A 22,845-nucleotide genomic window follows, 5' to 3' on the forward strand; every position below is an offset into this window, starting at 1 on the left:
TCTCACTCTCCCTGTCAATTAATTAAATCTCAGCATCAGCAACCCAATGACATGCAATCCAATTAATACTTGGACTAACAGGGGGAATCATATTTACAAATTTGGTAGAGCACGATTTATTTACTGGAATGACGCCATTTCCATTATTTGTGGTCATTCTATCTACCGCGCCCAAGCCGTCATAAATCACAATAGCCGGCTCAATACGCTTCTCCACCATAAATGGGATAGTCATATTAATTTGCCTATCACCAACAACCCCAACATTCAAATGGAACATTTTGCCGACGATAGCCGGTGCAGAGGTAGAACCTGCGCCATAATTCTTGGAAGGAAAATCACTTAGCGGATAACTTTTTTCAAAGTACCGCTGGCACAAAGCCAGTTCTTCACCAAAACTGCGGTACTCGAACGGCGTCGCCACCGGACTCTCCTCCAACTGCACCTGGGCAATGTCGAAAGTGCCGGTTTGCGCGCCGGTAATCGCATTCAAGGCCGGGTAGGCATCGCTGTAGGACACCCCAAGAAAAACCGCTAAAGACGCCTCGCTTCCCGGTTCACGGCCCTGCAAGCTGGGCGAGGAAAAAGAGAAGACAAAGCGTTGCCAGCGGGTCGTCAGTTCCACCGAGCTTGCCTCCAGCGCCCTGATCTTGTCGGATGCGGCTGGCGGTCTCTTCAGCCACTGCTCGACATAGGCCACCATCTTGCGTGGCTGATCCGCCTTAGCCCAGAAACTCAAGGTCAGACGCTTGCCAGCAAAACGACGCAGGTTTTCCACCGGCTGACACACCTGGCAGTACTCGTTGACCTTGCTGGTCGGCGGCTTGCTCAGCGTCAGACGCATGAAGCTCGTCGTCGCCCCCAAGATTTCGGCCTCGGCAATGCTCGCATCCATCCGCGACAAGGTCGCGCCGCCAAGCGGGCCGCCCCCCAGATCCAAAAGCCAACGGTCCACCGAGCCATAACCGCTCGCGGTCTGACTGGCGCCGCGCTGCCACACGTCAAAACCTCCATTGATCAGCACATTGCGGCGGTAGGCCTGAGCCGGAAAGGTTTGCAGCGGATGGAAATCCCGCGGCTTGGCATCCCGCTTCGCCAGCTCCTCGGCGATGCGCTGCTCCACCGCCGAGCGCGTGGCCAGCACCACGCTGGGGTCCACCAACAGCGTCACCGCCGCGGTGTTGGACACCTCCAGAATCATCCGCACATAGAGCTGCTTGTTGGAGCCGGCCGCCAGCAGCGGCTTGTAGCTCTCCGGGAATTTGCCGACGGCGATCAGATCTCCGCGGCTGTCGAACAGGCCCACCTCGCGGATGTAAAAACCGCCCACGGTGTCCGGCAACACCGCCTCCGCCACCACCCAGTGGGGATTGTTCGGGTCCACCGCCAGGTGGTTGAGCGCGCCGCGCCAGGTTTCGTGCTTGAGCGCGGTCTGGCTCTCGCTGGGCGTGTAATACCCGCCGTTGTCGCCGTCGCCCACCGCCATCTGGCTGATCTGCAGCGGCGCGCCGTTGGCTTGCGCCGCCGCCAGCTTGGCCTTGCCGCTGGCGGTGAGAAGCGTGAAAAACTCATTGGCCATCGATTGCTCCTGGGAAGGGTTCAAAGGTTTTATGCTGCGGGATAAAGCGTGACCGTCTCGACGCTGACATAGGCCAGATCCAGCATTGCCGGTGCCTGCTAGCGCAGCGCTGCGCGCTGAAATGGATAGACGGTGGCGGTTTCCACGCAGTCGAGCGCCAGCGCGACGCTCAAGCTTGCGCCTTGCTCCAGCGACTCCGGCTGGAAGGGATAGACCGTGGCCAGCTCGCCGGCCTGGGTGGCCAGCGCCAGCACCGGCACGGCGCTACGATTGCTCAACACCAGCGCCAGCCGCTCCAGCACCGAGCGGGCGTTCTTGTACTCGTTGATCATCGCTTCCAGCGCCGCCAGCGTGGCGGCGTCGATGCCGCGCGCGGCCAGGTCGATCTGGATCTTGAAGTGATAAGGCTTGCCGGCGTATTCGAACCATTCGCTGATCTGGCCGGACAAGGCCAGCGTGGCCAGCACCTGCTGCAAGGACCAGCGCGTGCCCTTGCTGCGGTGCAAGTGGATGGACTGCTTGATCAGTTCGCGCCGCTGGCGCTCGCCCTGGCTCAAGCGCCAGCCCTCGTCGCCGGCGACATGGAACTGCTCGGCCAGCGCCGGCAGCCAGCCGGCGTCCACCTGATCCACCAGATAAACCAGCAAGGTGCTCAGATCGGCGTCGCCCAGCCGGGTAGTGAGCTGTGCCAGGTGGCCGAAACGCTCGTCCTTGGCCAGGATATTGGGCGCCGTCCCCTTGCTTGCCGCCACCGCGCTCATAGCCGCAACTCGGTTTCGCGGATCACGCCGTCGGCCAGCCGCCACTGCACGGTAAGCCGCGCGTCGCCGTTGCCGCCAACGCTGTAGAGCACTCGCGCCACCGTGACGCGCGGTTCGCCGTACAGCGGATGGCTGATCGCCTCCACCGCCTCGCGCACCACATGCGGCCGCGCACGGTCCACCGGGTAGTCCAGGTAATGGAACAAATCGCTGCCAAACTCCGGCCGCAGCGGATCGCTGCCCTTGGGCGTGCCCAGGATGATGCGCAAGGCCTGATGGATGTCGTCGAGGTTCTCGACGATGTCAGCGGGAGATGCCTGATCGCGGGCCTGCAAGGCCGGCTGCCAATGCAAGGAGGAGATGTCGGATATGCGGGTCATGGCTACATGATGCCGCACGGCCCGCCGCGGGGCTTTTAAAGCCGGTTAGGGAAACAATTGAATTACAAGGAAAATTTCGCCGGCATCGCCGTGGCTGGCGCAAGCCTTGCCTCCACGCCTTGACCCTCCGCACCCGGTCGGCAACAATCCCCCCGTTGCCGCCCACATGCGGCACCCGGGATTGGCGTCCCGGCACATCTCCATTTTGTAGCCTACGCAGCATGCTGCGCGGGCTGCTTTACCATGGCCGCGCCATCTGGCAGGCGCATGGTGGGGGAGTGCCATGCACTCGCCGGTTTGGAGACAGTCCGGTACGCCAATCCTGCCACGCGCCTGCCTAATACCTCAGCCTTGCCCGGCAGGTGGTTTATCTTGTGTCACAGCAGGAGAAACACCATGCATCACGCTCAAACCTTTCCCCGTCGTCGTCGCTACAAATTGCGCTCGCTGGAACAGCAGGAAGCGCTGCTCCCCTTCGTCCGCTTCTGCCCCGGCCGCACCTATGCGCATTACTGGCAAATGCCCGCGCCCAGCAAGGATGCTCCCGCCGATGCCGCTTATGGCCGCGAATGCGCGGCTCACCTGCTGCAATGGCTGAAGGACAACCGCGAATACGTCGGCAAGGGCCTGCTCAGCCGTGTCGCCCGCGACATCGACTTTGACGATCGCGGCGGGCGCTACCAGTGGATGGGTTTCTTCAACTATCTGGAAATCATGATGTTGCTGGGCGCCGACCGGGTCCGGGTTTACCGCCATGTGGATAGCCAACACCAGCTCTACCTGGCGCTGGGGCAGCGGTTCAATCTGGAAGCGCGCTTCCGCCGCATCCGCCTGCGCAATCGCTGACCTCGGCTGGTGGGTATCGCTGCGCTCCACCCACCCTACGTGAGGGGGACTTGTAGGGTGGGAGGAGCCGTAGGCGATACCCACCAAGCCCCGCCGCCAAGGTCCAAGCATCAATCCCATCGCGTTTCCGCGTGGGTATCGCTATGCTCCACCCACCCTACGCCATACGGTTTGTCGAGCGGGTGGCCTCGCCAGCCACGGAGCATTGAAACCAAGGCCTCCGCCCATTCAAGCATCGCAAGCCAAGCGCACTTGCTCCAGCAAAGCGTCCGCCCGCGCCCAGTCGCTGTGGCGGCTTGGCCGCGCCATGGCTTCGTAAGCCTGCATCTCCCGCTCAATGTAGTCGTGCAGGCCCGGCGTGGCCGGGCCGTACTCCGGCGCGCCGCCGGCGACCTTCAAGGCCAGCAGGCCGGCCAGCTCCTCGCGCAAACGGGCGTCGTCCAAAGCCCCGCCGGCCAGTTCCTCCAGCCACAGCGGCGGCTGGCTACGCCAACGCCGCAGCCATTGCGCCGCCAGCAAGGGCCGCAGCACGTACAGGTATTTTTTCAGCCGCAACTGCTCCTCGCGCTTGCGGCCGCGGTAGTTCTTGCGCGCCGCCGACAGATAATGCCAGTAGGCCGCCTCGCCGGCGAAGTGCTCCGGCCCCAGACCACGCAACACGCGGCAGGCCGCCGGATGCTGGCGGTAGACCTGGGGCGAAACCAGCCACTCCAGCAGCGAGGCGTTGCCGCCCAGCGTCAGCCGCAACGCCTTGCGCAGCTCCCAGCCGCTGATGTCTAGGCCGTCGGCCAGCGGCAGCTCGATCACGTCGCGCCCGCCGCCAGTCTCGTACCACTCCGCCGGATGCAGGTAGACGAAGCGCACATCGTAATCGCTGTCCGGCGCGGCGTAGCCCCAGCAGCGGCTGCCGCCTTCGGCCGCGTAGAGGATGCGCACGCCGTGACGCGCCTCCACTTGCTCCAGCCGCGCCAGCACTCGCCGCCGCGCGGCCTCAGCCAGCGGCTCGGCGCGGTCCGGGCGGATGCGTGCTTCCGTCGACACTCTTCGCTTCTCCCTCGTATTGCCGCGGCGCGCCGGGATGCGGCCCGCCGATTGCAAAATTTCCCTTTACCCCATTTAAGCTATTTAATACAAATGGCGGCATGCCGTTGGAAACCGACGCCGCCGGCGGGCCCACACCATAATAACCGGGCCAGGAACCGGCGTCCGCTCGCAACGGCTTTTGGGGAAGAACACATATGAAGCGATGGGGACAACCATGATCACCACCATCAAGGGCAAGATTCTGGCCGGTTCCGGCCTGCTGATCCTGATCGGTTTTTGCGTACTGGCCGGCGTCAATATCTACGCCAGCTATCAAAGCGCGGAGAAGGCGGTGCTGGACAACGCCAAGCTGCTGGCCGAAAGCGAGGCCGGCCAGGTGCAGCGCTTGCTGGGCAAGACTTACGATTCGGCCCAGGTGGTGGCCGAATCCTCGGTGGCGGTGAAGCACAATCTGCCGCCCAACGCGCGCCAGTTGCTGTCGGACATCGTCAAGGGGCCCTTGTCCGGCAATCCGGACGCGGTCGGTTACTGGGCGATCTGGGAACCCAACGCGCTGGACGGCCGCGACGCGGAGCTGGCCGGCAAGGAGCATAACGACAAGACTGGCCGCAGCGGCGTCTACTGGTACCGCAAAAGCGGCAAGATCGACGTGGTCTGGGGCGGCGAGGGGGTGGACGACAGCGCCTACTACACCGAGCCGCGCAAGACCGGCAAGCCTATGCTGACCGAGCCTTACGTCGACCCCGACATCAAGATTCTGATGGGCACCATTTCCTTTCCGCTGTTGAGCAACGGCAAGGTGCTGGGCGTGGCCGGCTGCGACATCGCGCTCGGCCATTTGCAGGAGCTGGCCGCCAAGGTCAAGCCTTACCAGAACGGCTTCATGAGCTTGTATTCCAACAGCGGCGTCCAGCTGGCCGGCCGCGATCCGGCGCTGAACGGCAAGGCCGACGCCAAGCTGCCAGCGGCGACCAAGGCGGCGATCAAGGACGGCCAGCCGGCGGAATACGACAGCGACGACGGCTTCCGCCACTTCATCATGCCCATCACCGTCGGCGAGGCCGGCATGCCGTGGGCGGTGCGCATTTCCATTCCGCTGAGCGAGGCGTTTGCGCCGGTGCGCGCCGCCAGCTGGCAGTCGGCCTTGATCAGCCTGGGCATTCTGGCGCTGATCCTGGTGCTGCTGGGCGCCACCCTGAGCCAGCTGCTGCGCCCGCTGGGTCGGCTGCAGTCGGCGATGAGCGAACTGGCCTCCGGCAGCGGCGATCTGACCCGGGCGCTGCCCATCGCCAGCCGCGACGAGATCGGCCTGGCCGCCGGCGCCTTCAATACCTTTACCGGCTCGCTGCGCACGATGATGCTGGACGTGCGCCGCCACGCCGGCGACGTGCTGGGCTCGGTGCGCCAGCTGTCCGGCGACGTGGACCAGATCCGCGGCAGTTCGGCGCGCCAGTCCGAGGCCGCCAACGCCACCGCCGCCAGCGTGGAGCAGTTGTCGGTCAGCGTCAGCCACATCGCGGAATCGGCGCGGGTGGCGGAACAGCGCGCGCGCGAGGCGGACACGCTGTCCAACGAGGCTTCGGCCAATGTCGACGCCACCGTGCGCGAGATCGGCCGCATTTCGCAAACGGTGCGCGAGCTGGCCGAGGTGCTGGGCGGCATGCAGCAGCGCTCGGACCAGATCAGCGGCATCGTGTCGGTGATCCGCGACATCGCCGACCAGACCAATCTGCTGGCGCTGAACGCGGCGATCGAGGCGGCGCGCGCCGGCGAGATGGGCCGCGGCTTCGCGGTGGTGGCGGACGAGGTGCGCAAGCTGGCCGAACGCACCTCCCAGGCCACGCTGGAAATCTCCGGCGTGATCCAGACCATGCAGCAGGACACTAGCAAAGCCTCAGACAGCATGGACGGCGCGCTGCGCCAGGTGGACCAGGGGGTGAGGCTGGCCGAAGAGTCGGCGCAGTCTATCCAGCAGATCAGCGGCCACGCCCAACAGGTGATGGAGTCGGTGGGCGATATCGCCGCCTCCACCTCCGAACAGTCCAGCGCCAGCCAGGAAATCGCCCGTCACATCGAAAACATTCACGGCATGTTGCTGCAAACCGACGAATCCATCAGCCAGGCGCAGCAGGCCACCACCTTGCTCGCGCGCCTGGGCGAGGAGCTGGATTCGCTGATCGGAAAATTCAAACTGTAGCCGCGGCTTGCTCGAATTTTTTGAGCGACTCTTGCGGTTTTTTGCGCTTTTTTCGCGCCCTGCCTATCCGTATAGTCCGTTCATGGCCGGCCGCCCTCCGCGGCCGGCGTCATCAATCGAAAATCAAGGCCGGCGCGCCGGCAGGAGAACGCAAGATGGACAAATGGATCGCATTGCTTGCCCGCGTGCTGCTGGCGCAGGTTTTCTTCTTCGCCGGCATCGGCAAGCTCGGCGCCGGCTACGCCGCCACCCAAGGCTATATGGCCGCGATGGGCGTGCCCGGCTTCTTGCTGCCGCTGGTGATCGCCTTGGAGATCGGCGGCGGCCTGGCTTTGGCGCTGGGCGTGCGAGCGCGCTGGGTGGCCTTGCTGCTGGCCGGCTTCTCCATCGCCTCGGCGCTGCTGTTCCATCTGGAGCCGGGCAATAGCCAGCAAATGATCCAGCTGACCAAGAACCTGGCCATGGCCGGCGGCTTGCTGATGGTGTTTGCCCACGGCGCGGGCAAGCTGTCCTGGGATGGACGCAAGGGTTGACCACCCTGCCTTGCCTGACGGCAGGGTCGCCGGCCATCATGGCGACGCGACATAGCCCTCTGCGTCGCCGTATTCCAAACCGTCCGGACGGCCATTTCATGCAATCCACGCCGATGTCCGCCTTCGCCAAAAGGAAATCCATCTCGATGAAACCGCATTGGATGATAAGCGGCCTGGCCGCGCTGGGCTTCAGTCTGAGCGCCGCGCCGAGTTATGCCGTGACGCCCGTCTCCCCCGCCGTAGCGATGCAGCGGGCAAGCAGCAACAAGCAACTGGTGATCGATTTCTACAACCAGTTTTTCAACCAGCACGACTTGAGCGCGGCGGATCGCTATATCGGCGACCGCTACATTCAGCACAACCCCAGCGTCAAGGACGGGAAGCAGGCCTTTGTCGAGGCTTTCACCGAGCGCTTCAAACAAGCCCCCGAGCGCCGCAACACCATTAACCGCGCCGTTGCCGAAGGCGACCTGGTGGTCTTGCATGTGCATAGCACCAGCGACGCCAAAGACCGTGGCCGAGCGCTGGTAGACATCTTCCGGGTGGAGAATGGCAAGATTGTCGAGCACTGGGACGTGATCCAGCCGGTGCCGGACACAAGCGCCAACGGCAACAGCGTGTTCTGAAACCAGCCCGGCGGCCCGCGCCGTCATGGCCGGGCCTCTCCTCATCCGCGCCGACTCATGCCACAATCCCGGCATCCCCATTGAATCGAGCGCGCCATGTCCCTGCATTTCCATGTGATTCCGGTCACGCCGTTTGCCCAGAACTGTTCCATCCTGTGGTGCGACGCCAGCGGCCGCGCCGCGGTGGTGGACGCCGGCGGCGACATCGAACGCATCGCCGATTGGACCGCCCGCCAGAACCTGACGGTGGAAAAGCTGCTGCTGACCCACGGCCACATCGACCACGCCGGCGGCGCCGCGCGGCTGGCGGAACAGCTGGGCGTCAAGATCGAAGGCCCGCAGCGCGCGGAAAGCTTCTGGCTGGACCAGCTGCCGCAGCAGGGCCATATGTTCGGCTTTCCGCGCAGCGAGGCGCTGACGCCTGACCGCTGGCTGGAGGAAGGCGACACCGTCAGCGTGGGCGAGGAAACGCTGAACGTGATCCACTGCCCCGGCCACACGCCGGGCCACGTGGTGTTCCACAGCCCGGCCGCGCGGCTGCTGATCGCCGGCGACGTGTTGTTCCAGGGCTCGATCGGCCGCACCGACTTTCCTATGGGCAATCACCAGCAATTGATCGACGCCATCCAGCAAAAGCTGTTCCTGCTGCCGGACGACACCACCGTGGTGCCGGGCCACGGCCCCCTGACCACCCTGGGCGAGGAAAAGCGCAGCAACCCCTACGTCGCCAATCCGCGCTACCGCTGAGCCGCGATGCCGCCCGAGTTTGAACGCAAGGTGATCGCGCTGCTGCTGGCGCTGCCGCCGGGCCGGGTCACCACCTACGGCGCCTTGGCGGAACAGGCCGGCTATCCGCGCCATTCGCGCCACGTCGGCCGTCTGCTCAGCCATTTGCCGGAAGGCGTCAGCGTGCCCTGGTTCCGGGTGCTGGGCGCCGGCGGACGCATCTCGCGGCCGGGCAGCGAACAGGCCGACTGGCAGCGCTTGCTGCTGGAGGAGGACGGGGTGGAGTTGAGCGCGGCCGGCAAGGTGGACCTGCGGCGTTACGGTTGGCCGGACGCGCATTTTTGTAGCAAAAAGTTGTAGTTCCGCAACATTTAATGTTTCAAGCATAATATCTACAGCTCAAAATACATTGCATTTACATAAAATGACAAAAATGCGACAAGCACATTGTAAATACTTTGCAAACGAATATTTCTGAGCTAGTCTGCGCCCGCGCCGACAGGTCTGTCCGCGCGCACTACACGCTACACGCACAATATTCTGGTGAAATAATGAAAACTCGCAATCTGCTGCTGGCCCTGGCTCTGGTGGGCGGCTGTACCCTGGCGCAAGCCGGTGATTACTCCTTCGGCAATGTCAGCGCCAACTGGCTGGACTGGTCTAACCGCACCACCGAACAATCGGGCAAGCGCGACTTCGGCTACCTCGAAGCCGAAGGCGGCATGGGTGGCAACTGGGGCGAACTGTACGGTTTCTTCGATCTGGAAAACCCGGGCAAAGGCAATAACGGCACCGGCACCAAAGACCGTCGCTACACCACCAAAGTGGTTGCCCGCTACAACATGACCCAGATCGGCAACGTTCCGGTTCAACTGTACGGCCACGTTTACGACACCCGCGGCAACGAGTTCTTCACCCAGAACCGCGTACTGGGCCTGGGCACCAGCCTGAGCTTCGGCAACCTGACCATCAAACCGTTCATCGGCGTGCACAACGAACTGGACTCCTTCGGCATCGGTTCCGGCTACAACGGCTACATGGCCGGCTACGTCATGATGTATCCGTTCCAAGCCTTCGGCCAGGATCTGATGATTACTCAGTGGCATGAGACCGAGCTGAACCGTCAGGACAAGTTCACCAATCCGTACGTCCGCAAAACCGGTCAGAACGGCGCGCTGGCCTTGTGGTGGACCCCGATCAAAGCGATCACCACCGGCATTCAATACCGTTACGCCGACCAGAAACTGGGCTCCAAGGCGTACCAGAACGCTGTGATCTACTCGATCAAATACAACTTCAAGTAAGCCTTCCCGCTGCTTGCAAGCTGCGCCGCCCGGTTCGTCCCGGCGGCGTTTTTATTTGACGCCTCCCATGCATGACCCTCCCTGGCCGTCGCGTCGATTGACACCTTACTTACTAGTAAGTATCTTCAACGCCAACACCGGCAAGCCCAAGCAATCAAACACTTGCCCGCCGCGCTGGCGCCGGACGGCGGCCGCGGCCACAATGATCTGCGCGAGAAACCTACACGAGGACGAAAACATGACGGCATACCCGCACCTGCTGGCCCCGCTGGACCTGGGCTTCACCACGCTGAAAAACCGCGTGCTGATGGGCTCGATGCACACCGGCCTGGAAGAGGCCCCGCAAGGCTTTGAGAAAATGGCGGCCTTTTACGCGGAGCGCGCCCGCGGCGGCGTGGGTCTGATCGTCACCGGCGGCGTCGGCCCCAATCCGGAAGGCTGTGTCGCCGAAGGCGCCTCGATGCTGGCCGACGAGGCCGAGGTACCGCACCACAAGCTGGTCACCGACGCGGTGCACTCCGCCGGCGGCAAGATCGCGCTGCAGATCCTGCACTCCGGCCGCTACAGCTTTCAGGAAAAATGCGTGTCCGCCTCGCCGCTGATCGCGCCGATCAACTTCTACAAGCCGCGCGAGTTGTCCGACGCCGACGTCTGGCAAACCATCGCCGATTTCGCCCGCTGCGCGCGGCTGGCGCAGCAGGCCGGCTACGACGGCGTGGAAGTGATGGGCTCGGAAGGCTATCTGATCAACCAGTTCATCGCCCGCGCCACCAATAAGCGCGACGACGACTGGGGCGGCAGCTTCGAAAACCGCATCCGCTTCGCCATCGAAACCGTCAAAGCGGTGCGCGCCGCGGTGGGCAGCGATTTCATCATCATCTACCGGCTGTCCATGTTGGACCTGGTGCAGGACGGCAGCTCCTGGGACGAGGTGGCGCAACTGGCCGGCGAGATCGAAAAGGCCGGCGCCACGCTGATCAACACCGGCATCGGCTGGCACGAGGCGCGGGTGCCCACCATCGCCACCATGGTGCCGCGCGGCGGCTTCGCCTGGGTCACCAAGAAGCTGATGGGCAAGGTGAAGATTCCGCTGATCACCACCAACCGCATCAACACCCCGGAAGTGGCCGAGGAGATCCTGGCCGACGGCTGCGCCGACATGGTGTCGATGGCGCGCCCCTTCCTGGCGGACCCGGACTTCGTCAACAAGGCGGCCGCCGGCCGCGGCGACGAAATCAACACCTGTATCGGCTGCAACCAGGCCTGTCTGGACCACATCTTCCAGGGCAAGCTGACCAGTTGCCTGGTCAATCCGCGCGCCTGCCGCGAAACCGAGCTGAACTACGAAAAAACCGCCCAGGCCAAGAAACTGGCGGTGGTCGGCGCCGGCCCGGCCGGCCTGGCCTTCGCCACGGTGGCGGCGGAACGCGGCCACCAGGTAACGCTGTTCGACGCCGCGGCGGAGATCGGCGGCCAGTTCAACGTGGCCAAGCGCATCCCCGGCAAGGAAGAGTTCTACGAAACCCTGCGTTACTTCAAGCGCAAGCTGGAGCGGACCGGGGTGGAACAGCGCTTGAACACCCGCGTGGCGGCGGCGGATCTCGCCGGCTTCGACGAGGTGGTGCTGGCCACCGGCATCGCGCCGCGCACGCCGGAGATTCCCGGCGTCGACCATCCCAAGGTGCTCAACTACCTGGACGTGCTCAAGCACGGCAAGCCGGTGGGCAAGCGCGTCGCCATCATCGGCGCCGGCGGCATCGGCTTCGACACCGCGGAATTCCTGACCCACGAGGGCAAGTCCAGCTCGCTGGACACCGCCGCCTTCATGCGCGAATGGGGCGTGGACATGGCGGTGGAGCATCCGGGCGGCCTCAGCCCGCAAGGCCCGCAGCCGCACCCCAGCCCGCGCGAGGTCTATCTATTGCAGCGCAAGACCAGCAAGGTGGGCGAAGGTTTGGGCAAGACCACCGGCTGGATCCATCGCGCCAGCCTGCAGATGAAGCGGGTGCGCATGCTGTCCGGCGTCAGCTACGACAAGATAGACGACGCCGGCCTGCACATCACGGTCAAAGGCGAAACCCAGCTGCTGCCGGTGGACAATGTGATCATCTGCGCCGGCCAGGACCCGCTGCGCGAGCTGCAGGCGCCGTTGCAGGCCGCCGGCAAGCCAGTGCACCTGATAGGCGGCGCCGATGTGGCGGCCGAACTGGACGCCAAACGGGCGATCGATCAAGGCTCGCGCCTCGCCGCCCGCATCTGATCCTCACTCTCCCGCGCCCGGCCCAGCCATGCGATTAAGGCATGGTCGCCGGCGCGCGTTCTTTTCCTCAGGCCCGGCATCGCCGGGCCTGTTCCTAGCCCCCTCCGCTGCTCTCCGCGCAAAACACCGTCCTTTAGTACAGATTTGCCCAGGTAAAACGTTTTAGCTCTTGTTTGGCGTTCGCTAATTTGTCATCGTTGCGGCCATCGAATTAATTCATATATATGACCATATGACCGACATGCGTCAGGCAGACCTTCGCCTGCCCCTGTACCAGCAAGTGCGCGACGCTTTGGCGCGCGACATCGCCAACCGGGTATGGAAGCCCGGCGAAGCCATCCCCACCGAGGCGGAGCTGGTGGGACGCTTCCACACCTCGATCGGCACCATCCGCAAGGCGGTGGATCAACTGGTGGCCGACGAAATGGTGGAACGCCGCCAGGGCAAGGGCACCTTCATCAAGCCAGCCAACTTCCAGTCCTCGCTGCTGCGCTTTTTCCGCTTTCACGACGCGGCGGGCAACTACCGCATCCCCGAGGCGAAAATCCTGCACCGCGAGCAGCTGACGCCGCCGCCGGCCATCGCGGACCACCTGCAACTGCAATCCGGCGGACAAGCCATCCACCTGACCCGCTTGCGCTATCTGGACCGCGAGCCGCTGCTGGCCGAATCGATCTGGCTGCCGGCGACGCGTTTCCAGGCCCTGCTGGCCATTCCGCTGCCCAGCTTCGGCGATCTGCTGTACCCGCTGTACGAGGACTGCTGTCACCAGGTGGTGGCCTCCGCGCGCGAAACCCTGACCGCGGAAGCCATCGCCTCGCCGCACGCCGAGCTGCTGCAGCTCGCGCCGGGCACCCCGGCCATCGTGCTGGAACGCCTGGCCAAGGCCTACGACGGCAGCCCGCTGGAATGGCGCAGCGTGCGCGGCCGCGCCGACAAGTTCCGCTACCAGGCGGACATCCGCTGATTCCGCGCCGCCCGCGCCATGGCAGCGGCGCGGGGCGGCGCCTCGACAACAAGCAAAAACCATAAAGGGCAGCATCATGTTGCATTGGTATAAGCAGGTCTCGCCGGGCGAACGCAAAACCTTCTGGGGCTGTTTCGGCGGCTGGGCGCTGGACGCGCTGGACGTGCAGATGTTCAGCCTGGCCATCCCGGCGCTGATCGCCGCCTTCAGCCTGAGCAAGGCGGAGGCCGGGATGATAGGCAGCGTCACCCTGGTGGCCTCGGCGCTGGGCGGCTGGATCATGGGCGCGGTGTCGGACCGCGTCGGCAGGGTGTTGGCGCTGCAAATCACCATCGTCTGGTTCTCGCTGTTCACCCTGCTGTCCGGCTTTGCTCAGAGCTATGAGCAATTGCTGGTGTTCAAGGCGCTGCAGGGCTTCGGCTTCGGCGGCGAATGGGCCGCCGGCGCGGTGCTGATGGCCGAGATCATCCGGCCGGAGCACCGCGGCAAGGCGATGGCCTCGGTGCAAAGCGCCTGGGCGGTGGGCTGGGGCGCGTCAGTGCTGCTGTACTCGGCGATCTTCCTGCTGTTTCCGGCGGAAATCGCCTGGCGGGTGATGTTCGGCATCGGCATCCTGCCAGCCTTCTTCATCATCTATATCCGTCGCCACATTCCGGAACCGCCGCGCCGCGAACGCCAGGCGGCCGCCCCCGCGGTGCCGCTGCTGGACATCTTCAAACCCGACGTGCTGCGCATGACCCTGATCGGCTCCTTGATCGGCGTCGGCGCGCACGGCGGCTACGCCGCGCTGATGACTTGGCTGCCGATGTTCCTCAAGACCGAGCGCCATTTGTCCATTCTCGGCACCAGCGGCTATCTGGCGGTGATCATCGTCGCCTTCTGGTGCGGCTGCATGGCCAGCGCCTATCTGCTGGACCGCATCGGCCGCCGCCTCAACCTGCTGCTGTTCTCGGTCTGTTGCGTGGCCACGGTGCTGATCTACGTGTTCGCGCCGCTGAGCAATCCGCTGATGCTGTTCCTGGGCTTCCCGCTGGGTTTCTTCGCTGCCGGCATCCCCTCCAGCCTGGGCGCTCTGTTCAACGAACTCTACCCCACCGGCATCCGCGGCGCCGGCGTGGGCTTCTGCTACAACTTCGGCCGCATCCTGTCCGCCGGCTTTCCCCTGCTGGTCGGCTATCTGAGCGACGGCTGGACCTTGGGCGCCTCCATCGGCGTCAGCGCCGCGATGGCCTATTCCATCGTCGCGCTGGCCGTGTTCTGCCTGCCGGAAACCAAGGGCAAGCCGCTGAACGACAAGCTGCCGGACCCGAGCGGGCCGGAACCCCGCGACGCCCGCGCTTCGGCCTGAACGACGGGCGCGCCACTTCATCGAAATTGTGAGGTCACCATGGCATTAGACGAAATCGCCAACCAGATCACCGATGACGAGTTCGCCCTGGACACCATCCAGGGCGAGCGGGTCATCATCACCTCGCCCATCATTCTGGGCAGCGCCGGCAGCGAATGGGAGGGCTCGCCGATTTTCCGGCGCGACTACCTGCTCGCCCTGTTGTCCCACAGCATCCGGCACAAAGTGCTGGACGCCGCCGACATCGACGCGGCGCTGGACCAGAGCGAGGCGCGCGACGGCGCCTGTCAGGCCTGCGGCTGACCCCGGCGCCGATGATAGACGGGCACGCCCATATTTTCCTGCGCCAGCTGATAGGCACCGCTCCGCTGCGCTACAAGCCGTACCGGGACGCCCCCTTGCAGGCCTATCTGGCTCAGCTGGACCAGTTCGGCATCGCCGGCGGCGTGCTGGTGCAACCCAGCTTTCTGGGCAACGACAACCGCTATCTGCTGCAAGGCCTGCGCGAAAGCGAGGGCCGGCTGCGCGGCATCGCGGTGATCGCGCCGGACTGCCCGCTGCCGGTCATGCGCGCGATGGACCAGGCCGGCGTCGTCGGCCTGCGGCTGAACCTGATAGGCCGGCCGCTGCCGGACCTGGAGTCGCCGGCGTGGCGCCGCTGCCTGGCAAATGCCGCCAGCCTGGACTGGCAAGTGGAAGTGCATCGCGCGGCGCAGGACTGGCCGGTCTTGCTGCCGCCGCTGCTGGCCGCCGGGGTCAAGGTGGTCATCGATCACTTCGGCCGGCCGCATCCGGCGCTGGGCGTGGACGACCCCGGCTTCCGCCGCATGCTGGACGCCGGCGCCGCCAGCGGCCGCGTCTGGGTCAAAATCTCCGCGGCCTACCGCAACGGCCTGGCCGGCCGCGGCGAGGACATCGCCCGCGCCGCGCTGCCGCTGCTGGACAGCGCGCTGGGGCCGGAGCGGCTGCTGTGGGGCAGCGATTGGCCGCACACCCAGTTCGGCTCCATCCGCTACGCCCGCACGCTGGAGCTGTTGAAGCAATGGCTGCCGGACGCGGAACGCCGCCGGCGCATCACCCACGACACCCCCGCCGAGCTGTTCCGCTTCGACGCGGCTAGAGGAAGTGGCGGTCGTCCGCCAGATGACTGGCCGGACAGCTGAACATCAACACCAGCGGCGCGGCGCCGGTGTTGCTGAGTTGATGCTGGGTATTGGCCGGCACCACGAAGGAGCTTTGCTCCGTCACCGCGTGGCTGCGCGCCGCGCCGGTGGCCACATCCACCAGCCGCATCTCGCCGCGGCCGCTGACGATATGATAATGCTCATCGCCGTGGCGGTGATAATGACCGTTGATCGCCACCCCGGGGGCGATCTCGGTTAAATACGTGCTGAAACCGGCATCGCCGGCCAATTTCAAAATCTTGATGCCCACGCTCTTGTCGTAAACGCCGTTTTCAAGCTCCAGCTTCCAATCAATCACTTTCATGATATTCCTAACAAACCGCAATACCGGGACAAACCCATCATTAAAAACGCGTCATTATTTCAAAACTGCGCGCGTTTCGCGCCATCTCCGTGCGCTTTAATCCTTTAGTACAGTTAATCAAGGCCAGACGGCCATTCGGATTGACACTATCGAAACAAAAAACCTATAAGTGCCCAGCTTGGAGCCCGTTCAAAGCTTCGCGAACCAGAGCGAGACAAACCGTTGCGGCGGAAGAAGCCATGCGCGCCTACGGCGCATGTGTCTTTCGAAACCGATTCCAGCGCTTTTTCCACCCATCCCGCCGACGCGCAGCAAACCTTGAACGGCTCGACGCGACAGCGAGGCTCACGCAGCGCTCTCCGACATTACAAACCTCCGCACCAGGCGCACACTATGGACTATCAGCTCGTCTCCCCTGAACGCTTCTCCGAAGAGCAAAGCGAATTCGTGGCTCAGTTCCGCCAATCCGTCTCCCAGATCTCCAGCCAGACCGACATGATCGTCGGCGCCAAAGACGCCAACTCCCGTCATCTGGCGTCCAGCGACGCCTACGCCAGGATCGTGGCGCTCAAACGCGGAGACGACGTGGTGGACCGTCTGGACAAGGAAATGCCCTGCGAAGGCACCGCCCAGTTCGCCGATTGCTATGTGCAGGAAGACCTGGCGCTGATGCAGACCTGCGACCCGGCACGCAAGGTCTCCATCCTCAACGTGCACGAATACGGGGATGGCCTCAAGGCGCGGGTGTTCTCCAAGCACCTGCTCAAGCACGACGCGTCGCGCTCCATCCTGGGCACCATCTATTACGCTCATGAAATAGAAATCGCCAACTTCATCAACCTGATGCCCAATTACATTTTGGAATTCGGCGCCGGCTGCAGCATTGAACAGGTGCAGGGCGAATTGAAACTGCTTGACGTGGAATTGACGGAATACGAACAGGAAGTCTGCTTCCTGCTGCTGCTGAACTGGGACTTCAAGCAAATCGCCGATTTCATGAACAAATATCGGCCCAAGCCCAAAACCCGGGTGGCGGATTCGATTATCAAGAGCAAGAACTATATTTGCGAAAAACTGGGCCTGCCCTCGCAGCGGCGCGCCGAATTGTGCGACGCGCTGATTGCCGCCGGCATGCACCGCAAAATGCCGACCTCGCTTTTCAGCCGGCTGATCGGATCCAAACAGCTGTGATATCCAACGGGGTATTCTCCATTTTTCTGGAGTTACCCCATAAGCATAAAAACGCTATGCTCTGAGCCTGGAGCGGTAAACCGCGCGGCCGGACTGCCATCCCATGCCGATATCGCCGGCCCATCACGCGGCGAAGCCGAACGGCCGGCGCATCTCGCCGGCTCGCGCCTCCAGCGCGACGCCGCGGCGCCACACCGGGATGCCGGCCGCTCGACAATAAAAAACTTGAAACGCCGTCAGGCCAAGCCCCCTGCGCAACGCCAACTCCGTCTTCCGCCACGCGCGCCGCCCAAGGCGGCCGGCGCCGGCAAGGCGACGCCAGGGAAACGGCGCGGCGGCCATTTCAAGATCAACGCGGGCCAAAGAGAAACCATGATGCGACAGGAGTCAGCAATGAGCATACGCGCCTTGAATTATGGCAAGCATTCTGCAAGATCGTTATCGGGAATCGCCAGAAACGTGGAGGCCTTCGCGCTGGACACGATAGAAGGCGAACGCGTGATCATCACCCTGCCCGCCATCCAGGGCGAGCAAGGCAGCGAATGGGAAGGATCCTTGATTTTCCGCCACGACTACCTGCTTGAGCTGCTGGCGTACAGCGTGGAGCACGGCATCATCAAGCCCGGCGAGGTCAGCAAGGCCTTGATCGACGGCAGTTCGCGGCCCAGCCCAATCTAAGCCCGAGTCAGAGCATCGCCCACCCGCCGCGCCATGCGCGGCGGTTTTGCGTTCAGCGCCCGTTCCGGCGGCAGATTTCCGCCAGCTCCCGGGCCGCGGCGGCCGGATCCGCCGCGCCGAACACGCCGCCTATCACCGCGATCGCGTCCGCGCCGGCCGCCAGCGCCCGTTCGGCGTTGCCGGCGTCAATGCCGCCTATCGCCACCAGAGGCGCGTCCAAAGTCCGCGCGGCGGCGAACAGGCCCAACTCCGCGCGCGCCGCGTCCGGCTTGGTGCCGGAAGGAAACACCGCGCCGAAGGCGACATAGCTGGCGCCGGCCTCCACCGCCCGCCGCGCCCGCTCCAGGCTGTCGTAGCAAGACGCGCCTATCAGCGCGCCGGCGCCCAGCCGCCGCCGCGCCGCGCTCAACGCGCCGTCGTCTCGCCCCAAATGCACGCCGTCGGCCCCAACCCTCGCCGCCAGCTCCACGTCGTCGTTGACGATGAAAACCACGCCGCTGCGCCGGCACAGCTCCGCCAGCGTCCGCGCCTGCTCCAGACGCAAAGCCGCGTCCGGGCTCTTGTTGCGGTATTGCAGGATGTCGATGTGCGGCGCCGCCGCCTGCGTCAGGCTCAACAGTCTCGCGCTGTCCTCGGTGTCCGGCGTGATCGCGTACAGCCCCTTAAGCCTGGCCGGCATCGTCGTCCTCGTCGTCGCCGCGCGCCCAGAACATGCGGTCCGGCAGGAACTGGCCCATGCCGGGCCGGAAACCGTTCAGCAAGGATTGATAGGTGTACTCCTGCGCTTCGCGCACCGCTTCCGGCAGCAACAAACCGGTGGCCAGCATGCCGGCGATGGCCGAGGCCAGCGTGCAGCCGGAACCGTGGTAGCTGCCCGGCAGGCGCTCCCAGTTGTCGGAGCGCACCAGGCCGCCGGGGCCGTACAGCTGGTTGACCACTTCCTTGGTGTTTTCGTGGGTGCCGGTGATCAGCAGATGCGGGCAGCCCAGCGCCAGGATGCGCTGCGCGCACTGCTCCAGCGTCAAATCCTCGTCCTCGTCGGCGTCGTTGCTGGCGATGCGGCGCGCCTCTATGCTGTTGGGCGTCAGGATGGACACCTGCGGGATCAACATGTCGCGCATCGCGGCGATCAAGTCCTCGTCGGCCAGTTCGTGGCCGCCGCCGCTGGCCAGCACCGGATCCAGCACCACCGGGATGTCCGGGTAGTCGGCGATCAGCTGCGCCACCACCGCCACGTTCTCCACGCTGCCCAACATGCCTATCTTGAAAGCGGTGACCGGGATGTCTTCCATCAGAAAGCGCGCCTGGTCATTGACCCAGTCCGCGTCCAGCACCATAAAGTCATTGATGCCGACGGTATCCTGCACCGTAATCGCGGTGATCACCGACAAAGGATGGCATCCCAGGCTGGCCAGCGTCAGAATGTCGGCCTGGATGCCTGCGCCGCCGGAAGGGTCCGAGCCCGCCAGGGTGAGGACCACGGGAGGAGTGGGCTGAGTGGTCAAGACTGAAACCTCTTCGTTCTGTATAGGGTCGGAGCGGCCGGCGGGCGCATTGTCAGTGTCGCGGACCACTCTTAGAATAACTGTTTTACTCGATCACAAGGTGATGCGATGCGTACTTGGATGTGTCTGATCTGCGGCTTTATCTACGACGAGGAAGCCGGCCGTCCGGAGGATGGTATCCCGCCGGGCACCAAGTGGGAAGACATTCCGCCCAACTGGACCTGCCCGGACTGCGACGCGCGCAAGGACGATTTCGAAATGGTGGAAATCTGAGCCGGCGCCGCCCGCGTCCGCCGCGATCTTCCGCCGCGCCGCCGCTCGCCGCCCAGGCGACGCCCGGCGCTCAAGAGGCCATACCGCAATGAAAAGTTTCTGGAGCAAAACCCTGGCCGGCCTGCTGGTCGCCGCCGCCCTCGCCGGCTGTGCCCAGGTCAACACCACCCAGGGCGGCGCCGTCGGCGTCAGCCGCGGCCAGACCATGCTGCTGTCCAGCCAGGAAGTGGAGCAGATGTCGGCCAAGTCCTACGCCCAGCAGCTGGGCAAGTCGCGCGCCGCCGGACAGCTCAACGCCGACGCGGCGATGACGGCGCGGGTGCGCAAGATCTCCCAGCGCCTGATCGCCCAGGCGCCGGTGTTCCGCCCCGACGCCGCCAAATGGCGCTGGGAAGTCAATGTGATGCGCAACGACGAGCCCAACGCCTACGCGATGGCCGGCGGCAAGATCATGGTCTACTCCGGCCTGATCACCAAACTCAAGCTGAGCGACGCCGAACTGGCCGCCGTCATCGGCCACGAAATCTCGCACGCGCTGCGCGAGCACTCGCGCGAAAGCATGAGCCAGGCCTACGCTCAGCAAGTGGGCTTGTCCCTGGTGGGCGCGGTGGCCGGCCTCAGGCAGAGCCAGATGGACATGGCGGCGATGGCCGCCGACGTGGCGCTGTCCAAGCCCAATAGCCGCACCATGGAATCCGAAGCCGACATCATGGGCCTGGAACTGATGGCGCGCGCCGGCTACGACCCCAACGCCGCGGTCAATGTCTGGAACAAGATGCAGGCCGCCGGCAACGGCGGCGGCGTGGAATTCCTGTCCACCCACCCGTCCGGTCCCACCCGCATCCGCGACCTGCAGCAGCGCATCCCGCAAGTGATGCCGCTGTACCAGGCGGCGAAGAAGGCGTGAACATGGCCCTGCGCAAAGAGGATGTGGACGCGCTGCTGGCCCGGGCCCGCGCCCTGCCGGGCGCCGAGTTCGACGTCAAATGGGAAACCCGGCGCGTGCTCAGTCTGGAGCGCAAGATGTTCGCCCTGTTCCACGACGACTCGGTGATGTACAAGGTGGCCGACGACGACTTTCTGGTCCTCAGCGGCCTGCCCGGCGTGCGGCCGGCGCCGTATCTGGCGCGGGCGCGCTGGATAGAGGTATCGTCGCTGGAGGCGCTGAGCCTGGAGCAGCTGCACGACGGCCTCGCCGACGCGCGCCGGCTGGTGCTGGCCAAACTGCCCAAGGCGGTCAGACAACGCTACGAGGCCAGCGCGTGAGCGCAGCCGGGCCCATCGCCGCGGTGCTGATTCACGTCGCCGATTGGCGCGCCGGACTCGCCTGGTATCAGCGGGCTTTTCCATCGGCGCAAGCCGTAGACCTGCCTGAGTTCGACTTCGCCTGCCTGGAATGGCAGGGCGTCCGGCTGGAAATCGTGCGGGCCGACGCCAAGGTGGGCTCAGGCGCGGCCGGCAGCGTCGTCTATTGGCGCAGCGGCGACCTGGACGCCGACATCCATCGGCTGACCGGGCTGGGCGCCGCCTTGTATCGCGGCCCGCAGGCGATAGAAGATCAACTGGGCATCTGCCAATTGCGGGACCCATGGGGCAATTGCATCGGTTTGCGCGGCCCATGGACGCCCTCTTCAAGCACAAGGACATCGTGAGCTACCTTTACCTGAAAGCCTTTCACATCTTCTTCGTGGTGTCCTGGTTCGCCGGGCTGTTCTACCTGCCGCGCCTCTACGTCAATCTGGCGCTGGCGGAGCAGGACGCCGAATACCAGCGCCTGCTGCTGATGGCGCGCAAACTGTACCGTTTCATGACTCCGCTGGGCGCGCTGGCGCTGGCCACCGGTCTTGGACTGTGGTTGGGCTTCGGCATCGGCGGCGGCTGGCTGCACGCCAAGCTGACCCTGGTCCTGCTGCTGGTCGGCTACCACGGCTGGTGCGGCAAGCTCTACCGCGACTTCGCCGCCAAAACCAACCGCCGCGACCACCGCTGGTTCCGCGTGTTCAACGAGCTGCCGGTGCTGGTGCTGCTGGCGGTGGTGATCCTGGTGGTGGTCAAACCATTCTAAGGAGATCGACGCATGCGCAAATGGATTGCATTGTGGCTGGGCTGCCTGCCCGCCTGGGCCGCCACCCCGCTGCCGCCCAAACCGGCGCTGCCGCCGGAAGTGGTCGCCACGCTGCGCCGCGACGGCGCCGAGTTGCTGCGGCTGCCGATGTGCGTGGACGCCAAGGGCGCCTTCTCCGGCCAGCGCGAAGTGGGCGACGCCCTGCTCAGCGTCGGCGGCACCATCGCCGCGGCGCGCGCCCAGCACAAGCCGCTGCTGAGCGCCAGCGCCAGCTGGAGCGACCAGGACGGCAAACGCGTGGTCAGCGCCCAGACCCTGATCGGCGCTCAGCCGGAACTGGTGGGCAGCTGGCCGCAACGCGCCACGCCTTACGGCCAGAGCAGCGGCGTGGTGCCCCAGCAAAGCAGCCTGTCGCTGTATCTGCAGATCTCGCCGCGGGCGGAGGCCTGCGGTAAACCCAAGGGCGAACAGATCGCCCGCTAGGAGTACGTATACATGGCTGTGGAAATCGAACGCCGCTTCGTCGTCGTCGGCGACGCCTGGCGCGGCCTGGCCCCCGGCGTGCAATATCGCCAGGGCTATCTGTCGGTGGAAAAGGAGCGCACCGTGCGCGTGCGCGTGGTCGGAGATCAGGCCTGGCTGACGCTGAAAAGCAATATCAGCAACGTCAGCCGCCACGAATTCGAATACCCGGTGCCGCTGGCCGACGCGCAAACCATCATGGCGGCGATGTGTCCGATGGTGGTGGACAAGCTGCGCCACCGCATCGAACACGGCGGCTTCATCTGGGAAGTGGACGAATTTTTCGGCGACAACGCCGGCCTGGTGCTGGCGGAAATCGAACTGCCGGATGAAAGCACCCCTTTCGATCAGCCGGCCTGGATAGGCGAGGAAGTCACCGAGGACGGCCACTACACCAACGCCTATCTGTCCAAGAACCCCTATAGCCGCTGGTAGTCTCTCCCCGCTTATCCACAGCGCCTCGCCCAAGCTTTGACTTATCCACACCCCCCGGCCGCCGGCCTCGGTTAAAATGGCGGCCGACGGCGGGCTTCGCGCCCGCCCCAATCCGAA

The 22,845-nt window shown here is 64.7% G+C and carries 28 protein-coding genes; 21 read left to right on the forward strand and 7 right to left on the reverse strand.

Annotated elements, in window-relative coordinates:
• Positions 1 to 22 precede the first annotated feature (22 nt).
• The 3 genes from VK98_RS22645 to VK98_RS03510 all read right to left on the reverse strand — a co-directional run bounded on the left by VK98_RS22645 (position 23) and on the right by VK98_RS03510 (position 2,720).
• Positions 23 to 1,579: a phage tail protein gene (locus VK98_RS22645; RefSeq protein WP_053077197.1), complete on the reverse strand. Its 1,557-nt coding sequence runs from the start codon at positions 1,577 to 1,579 to the stop codon at positions 23 to 25.
• 98 nt (positions 1,580 to 1,677) lie between these two features.
• Positions 1,678 to 2,340: a phage tail protein I gene (locus tag VK98_RS03505; protein ID WP_082158733.1), complete on the reverse strand. Its 663-nt coding sequence runs from the start codon at positions 2,338 to 2,340 to the stop codon at positions 1,678 to 1,680.
• On the reverse strand, positions 2,337 to 2,720 hold the full coding sequence (locus VK98_RS03510; RefSeq protein WP_048412710.1) for a GPW/gp25 family protein: 384 nt from the start codon (positions 2,718 to 2,720) through the stop codon (positions 2,337 to 2,339). The genes VK98_RS03505 and VK98_RS03510 overlap by 4 nt, the downstream gene beginning before the upstream one ends.
• A gap of 396 nt (positions 2,721 to 3,116) precedes the next feature.
• Between VK98_RS03510 and VK98_RS03515 the strand changes: the two genes are divergently transcribed.
• The gene (locus VK98_RS03515) at positions 3,117 to 3,566 is read left to right on the forward strand and encodes a hypothetical protein (protein ID WP_048412711.1); all 450 of its coding nucleotides are present in this window, start codon (positions 3,117 to 3,119) and stop codon (positions 3,564 to 3,566) included.
• A 228-nt stretch (positions 3,567 to 3,794) separates the two neighbouring features.
• On the opposite strand, the gene VK98_RS03520 is transcribed toward VK98_RS03515, so the two are convergent.
• Positions 3,795 to 4,607: a nucleotidyltransferase domain-containing protein gene (locus VK98_RS03520; protein WP_048412712.1), complete on the reverse strand. Its 813-nt coding sequence runs from the start codon at positions 4,605 to 4,607 to the stop codon at positions 3,795 to 3,797.
• A gap of 217 nt (positions 4,608 to 4,824) precedes the next feature.
• On the opposite strand from VK98_RS03520, the gene VK98_RS03525 reads away from it, so the two are divergent.
• From VK98_RS03525 to VK98_RS03570, 11 genes are all read left to right on the forward strand, one after another.
• Positions 4,825 to 6,807 carry a methyl-accepting chemotaxis protein gene (locus VK98_RS03525; protein WP_053077198.1) on the forward strand — a complete coding sequence of 661 codons (1,983 nt, stop codon included), beginning with the start codon at positions 4,825 to 4,827 and terminating at the stop codon, positions 6,805 to 6,807.
• 155 nt (positions 6,808 to 6,962) lie between these two features.
• Positions 6,963 to 7,340, forward strand: a complete 378-nt coding sequence (locus tag VK98_RS03530) for a DoxX family protein (RefSeq protein ID WP_048412713.1) — start codon at positions 6,963 to 6,965, stop codon at positions 7,338 to 7,340.
• Positions 7,337 to 7,966: an ester cyclase gene (locus VK98_RS03535; protein WP_197082949.1), complete on the forward strand. Its 630-nt coding sequence runs from the start codon at positions 7,337 to 7,339 to the stop codon at positions 7,964 to 7,966. The genes VK98_RS03530 and VK98_RS03535 overlap by 4 nt, the downstream gene beginning before the upstream one ends.
• Positions 7,967 to 8,062: 96 nt before the next feature.
• Entirely contained in the window at positions 8,063 to 8,713 is a 651-nt protein-coding gene (locus VK98_RS03540) for an MBL fold metallo-hydrolase (RefSeq protein WP_048412714.1), read from the forward strand.
• Positions 8,714 to 8,719: 6 nt separating this feature from the next.
• Positions 8,720 to 9,052, forward strand: coding sequence for an MGMT family protein (locus VK98_RS03545; RefSeq protein WP_048412715.1), 333 nt, complete (start codon positions 8,720 to 8,722; stop codon positions 9,050 to 9,052).
• A 191-nt stretch (positions 9,053 to 9,243) separates the two neighbouring features.
• On the forward strand, positions 9,244 to 9,996 hold the full coding sequence (locus tag VK98_RS03550) for an outer membrane protein OmpK (RefSeq protein ID WP_048412716.1): 753 nt from the start codon (positions 9,244 to 9,246) through the stop codon (positions 9,994 to 9,996).
• Positions 9,997 to 10,234: 238 nt separating this feature from the next.
• Positions 10,235 to 12,256, forward strand: coding sequence for an NADPH-dependent 2,4-dienoyl-CoA reductase (locus VK98_RS03555; RefSeq protein WP_048412717.1), 2,022 nt, complete (start codon positions 10,235 to 10,237; stop codon positions 12,254 to 12,256).
• A 241-nt stretch (positions 12,257 to 12,497) separates the two neighbouring features.
• Entirely contained in the window at positions 12,498 to 13,223 is a 726-nt protein-coding gene (locus tag VK98_RS03560) for a GntR family transcriptional regulator (RefSeq protein ID WP_048412787.1), read from the forward strand.
• Positions 13,224 to 13,299: 76 nt separating this feature from the next.
• Positions 13,300 to 14,571, forward strand: a complete 1,272-nt coding sequence (locus tag VK98_RS03565) for an MFS transporter (RefSeq protein WP_048412718.1) — start codon at positions 13,300 to 13,302, stop codon at positions 14,569 to 14,571.
• A gap of 39 nt (positions 14,572 to 14,610) precedes the next feature.
• Entirely contained in the window at positions 14,611 to 14,874 is a 264-nt protein-coding gene (locus tag VK98_RS23130; RefSeq protein WP_082158735.1) for a hypothetical protein, read from the forward strand.
• A gap of 11 nt (positions 14,875 to 14,885) precedes the next feature.
• Positions 14,886 to 15,734: an amidohydrolase gene (locus VK98_RS03570; RefSeq protein ID WP_082158736.1), complete on the forward strand. Its 849-nt coding sequence runs from the start codon at positions 14,886 to 14,888 to the stop codon at positions 15,732 to 15,734.
• On the opposite strand, the gene VK98_RS03575 is transcribed toward VK98_RS03570, so the two are convergent.
• Positions 15,688 to 16,059, reverse strand: coding sequence for a cupin domain-containing protein (locus VK98_RS03575; RefSeq protein ID WP_048412719.1), 372 nt, complete (start codon positions 16,057 to 16,059; stop codon positions 15,688 to 15,690). The two genes, VK98_RS03570 and VK98_RS03575, sit on opposite strands and share 47 nt — an antisense overlap.
• 393 nt (positions 16,060 to 16,452) lie before the next feature.
• Between VK98_RS03575 and VK98_RS03580 the strand changes: the two genes are divergently transcribed.
• Positions 16,453 to 17,250, forward strand: a complete 798-nt coding sequence (locus VK98_RS03580; protein ID WP_048412720.1) for a hypothetical protein — start codon at positions 16,453 to 16,455, stop codon at positions 17,248 to 17,250.
• 393 nt (positions 17,251 to 17,643) lie between these two features.
• Positions 17,644 to 17,928 carry a hypothetical protein gene (locus VK98_RS03590; RefSeq protein WP_156187748.1) on the forward strand — a complete coding sequence of 95 codons (285 nt, stop codon included), beginning with the start codon at positions 17,644 to 17,646 and terminating at the stop codon, positions 17,926 to 17,928.
• A gap of 52 nt (positions 17,929 to 17,980) precedes the next feature.
• On the opposite strand, the gene thiE is transcribed toward VK98_RS03590, so the two are convergent.
• The gene (gene thiE, locus VK98_RS03595; protein WP_048412723.1) at positions 17,981 to 18,607 is read right to left on the reverse strand and encodes a thiamine phosphate synthase; all 627 of its coding nucleotides are present in this window, start codon (positions 18,605 to 18,607) and stop codon (positions 17,981 to 17,983) included.
• Positions 18,591 to 19,433, reverse strand: a complete 843-nt coding sequence (locus VK98_RS03600; protein WP_048412724.1) for a hydroxymethylpyrimidine/phosphomethylpyrimidine kinase — start codon at positions 19,431 to 19,433, stop codon at positions 18,591 to 18,593. Before VK98_RS03600 ends, thiE begins: the two co-directional genes overlap by 17 nt.
• Before the next feature lie 108 nt (positions 19,434 to 19,541).
• Here VK98_RS03600 and VK98_RS03605 point away from each other — a divergent pair, with 108 nt between their 5' ends.
• The 7 genes from VK98_RS03605 to VK98_RS03635 all read left to right on the forward strand — a co-directional run bounded on the left by VK98_RS03605 (position 19,542) and on the right by VK98_RS03635 (position 22,728).
• Positions 19,542 to 19,706, forward strand: a complete 165-nt coding sequence (locus VK98_RS03605; RefSeq protein WP_039756174.1) for a rubredoxin — start codon at positions 19,542 to 19,544, stop codon at positions 19,704 to 19,706.
• Positions 19,707 to 19,794: 88 nt separating this feature from the next.
• Positions 19,795 to 20,613 carry a M48 family metallopeptidase gene (locus tag VK98_RS03610; protein ID WP_048412725.1) on the forward strand — a complete coding sequence of 273 codons (819 nt, stop codon included), beginning with the start codon at positions 19,795 to 19,797 and terminating at the stop codon, positions 20,611 to 20,613.
• Between the two features lie 2 nt (positions 20,614 to 20,615).
• Positions 20,616 to 20,972 (forward strand): MmcQ/YjbR family DNA-binding protein, encoded by a 357-nt coding sequence (locus VK98_RS03615; RefSeq protein WP_048412726.1) that lies wholly within the window; start codon positions 20,616 to 20,618, stop codon positions 20,970 to 20,972.
• Positions 20,969 to 21,358: a glyoxalase/bleomycin resistance/dioxygenase family protein gene (locus VK98_RS03620; protein ID WP_048412727.1), complete on the forward strand. Its 390-nt coding sequence runs from the start codon at positions 20,969 to 20,971 to the stop codon at positions 21,356 to 21,358. The genes VK98_RS03615 and VK98_RS03620 overlap by 4 nt, the downstream gene beginning before the upstream one ends.
• Positions 21,325 to 21,771 (forward strand): CopD family protein, encoded by a 447-nt coding sequence (locus tag VK98_RS03625; protein ID WP_048412728.1) that lies wholly within the window; start codon positions 21,325 to 21,327, stop codon positions 21,769 to 21,771. Before VK98_RS03620 ends, VK98_RS03625 begins: the two co-directional genes overlap by 34 nt.
• 12 nt (positions 21,772 to 21,783) lie before the next feature.
• The gene (locus VK98_RS03630) at positions 21,784 to 22,254 is read left to right on the forward strand and encodes a hypothetical protein (RefSeq protein ID WP_048412729.1); all 471 of its coding nucleotides are present in this window, start codon (positions 21,784 to 21,786) and stop codon (positions 22,252 to 22,254) included.
• Positions 22,255 to 22,266: 12 nt separating this feature from the next.
• A complete protein-coding gene (locus tag VK98_RS03635; RefSeq protein ID WP_048412730.1) occupies positions 22,267 to 22,728 on the forward strand; it encodes a CYTH domain-containing protein in 462 nt (153 codons plus the stop codon).
• Positions 22,729 to 22,845 lie beyond the last annotated feature (117 nt).

It is taken from the genome of Chromobacterium sp. LK11, assembly GCF_001043705.1.
Taxonomy (GTDB): domain Bacteria; phylum Pseudomonadota; class Gammaproteobacteria; order Burkholderiales; family Chromobacteriaceae; genus Chromobacterium; species Chromobacterium alkanivorans.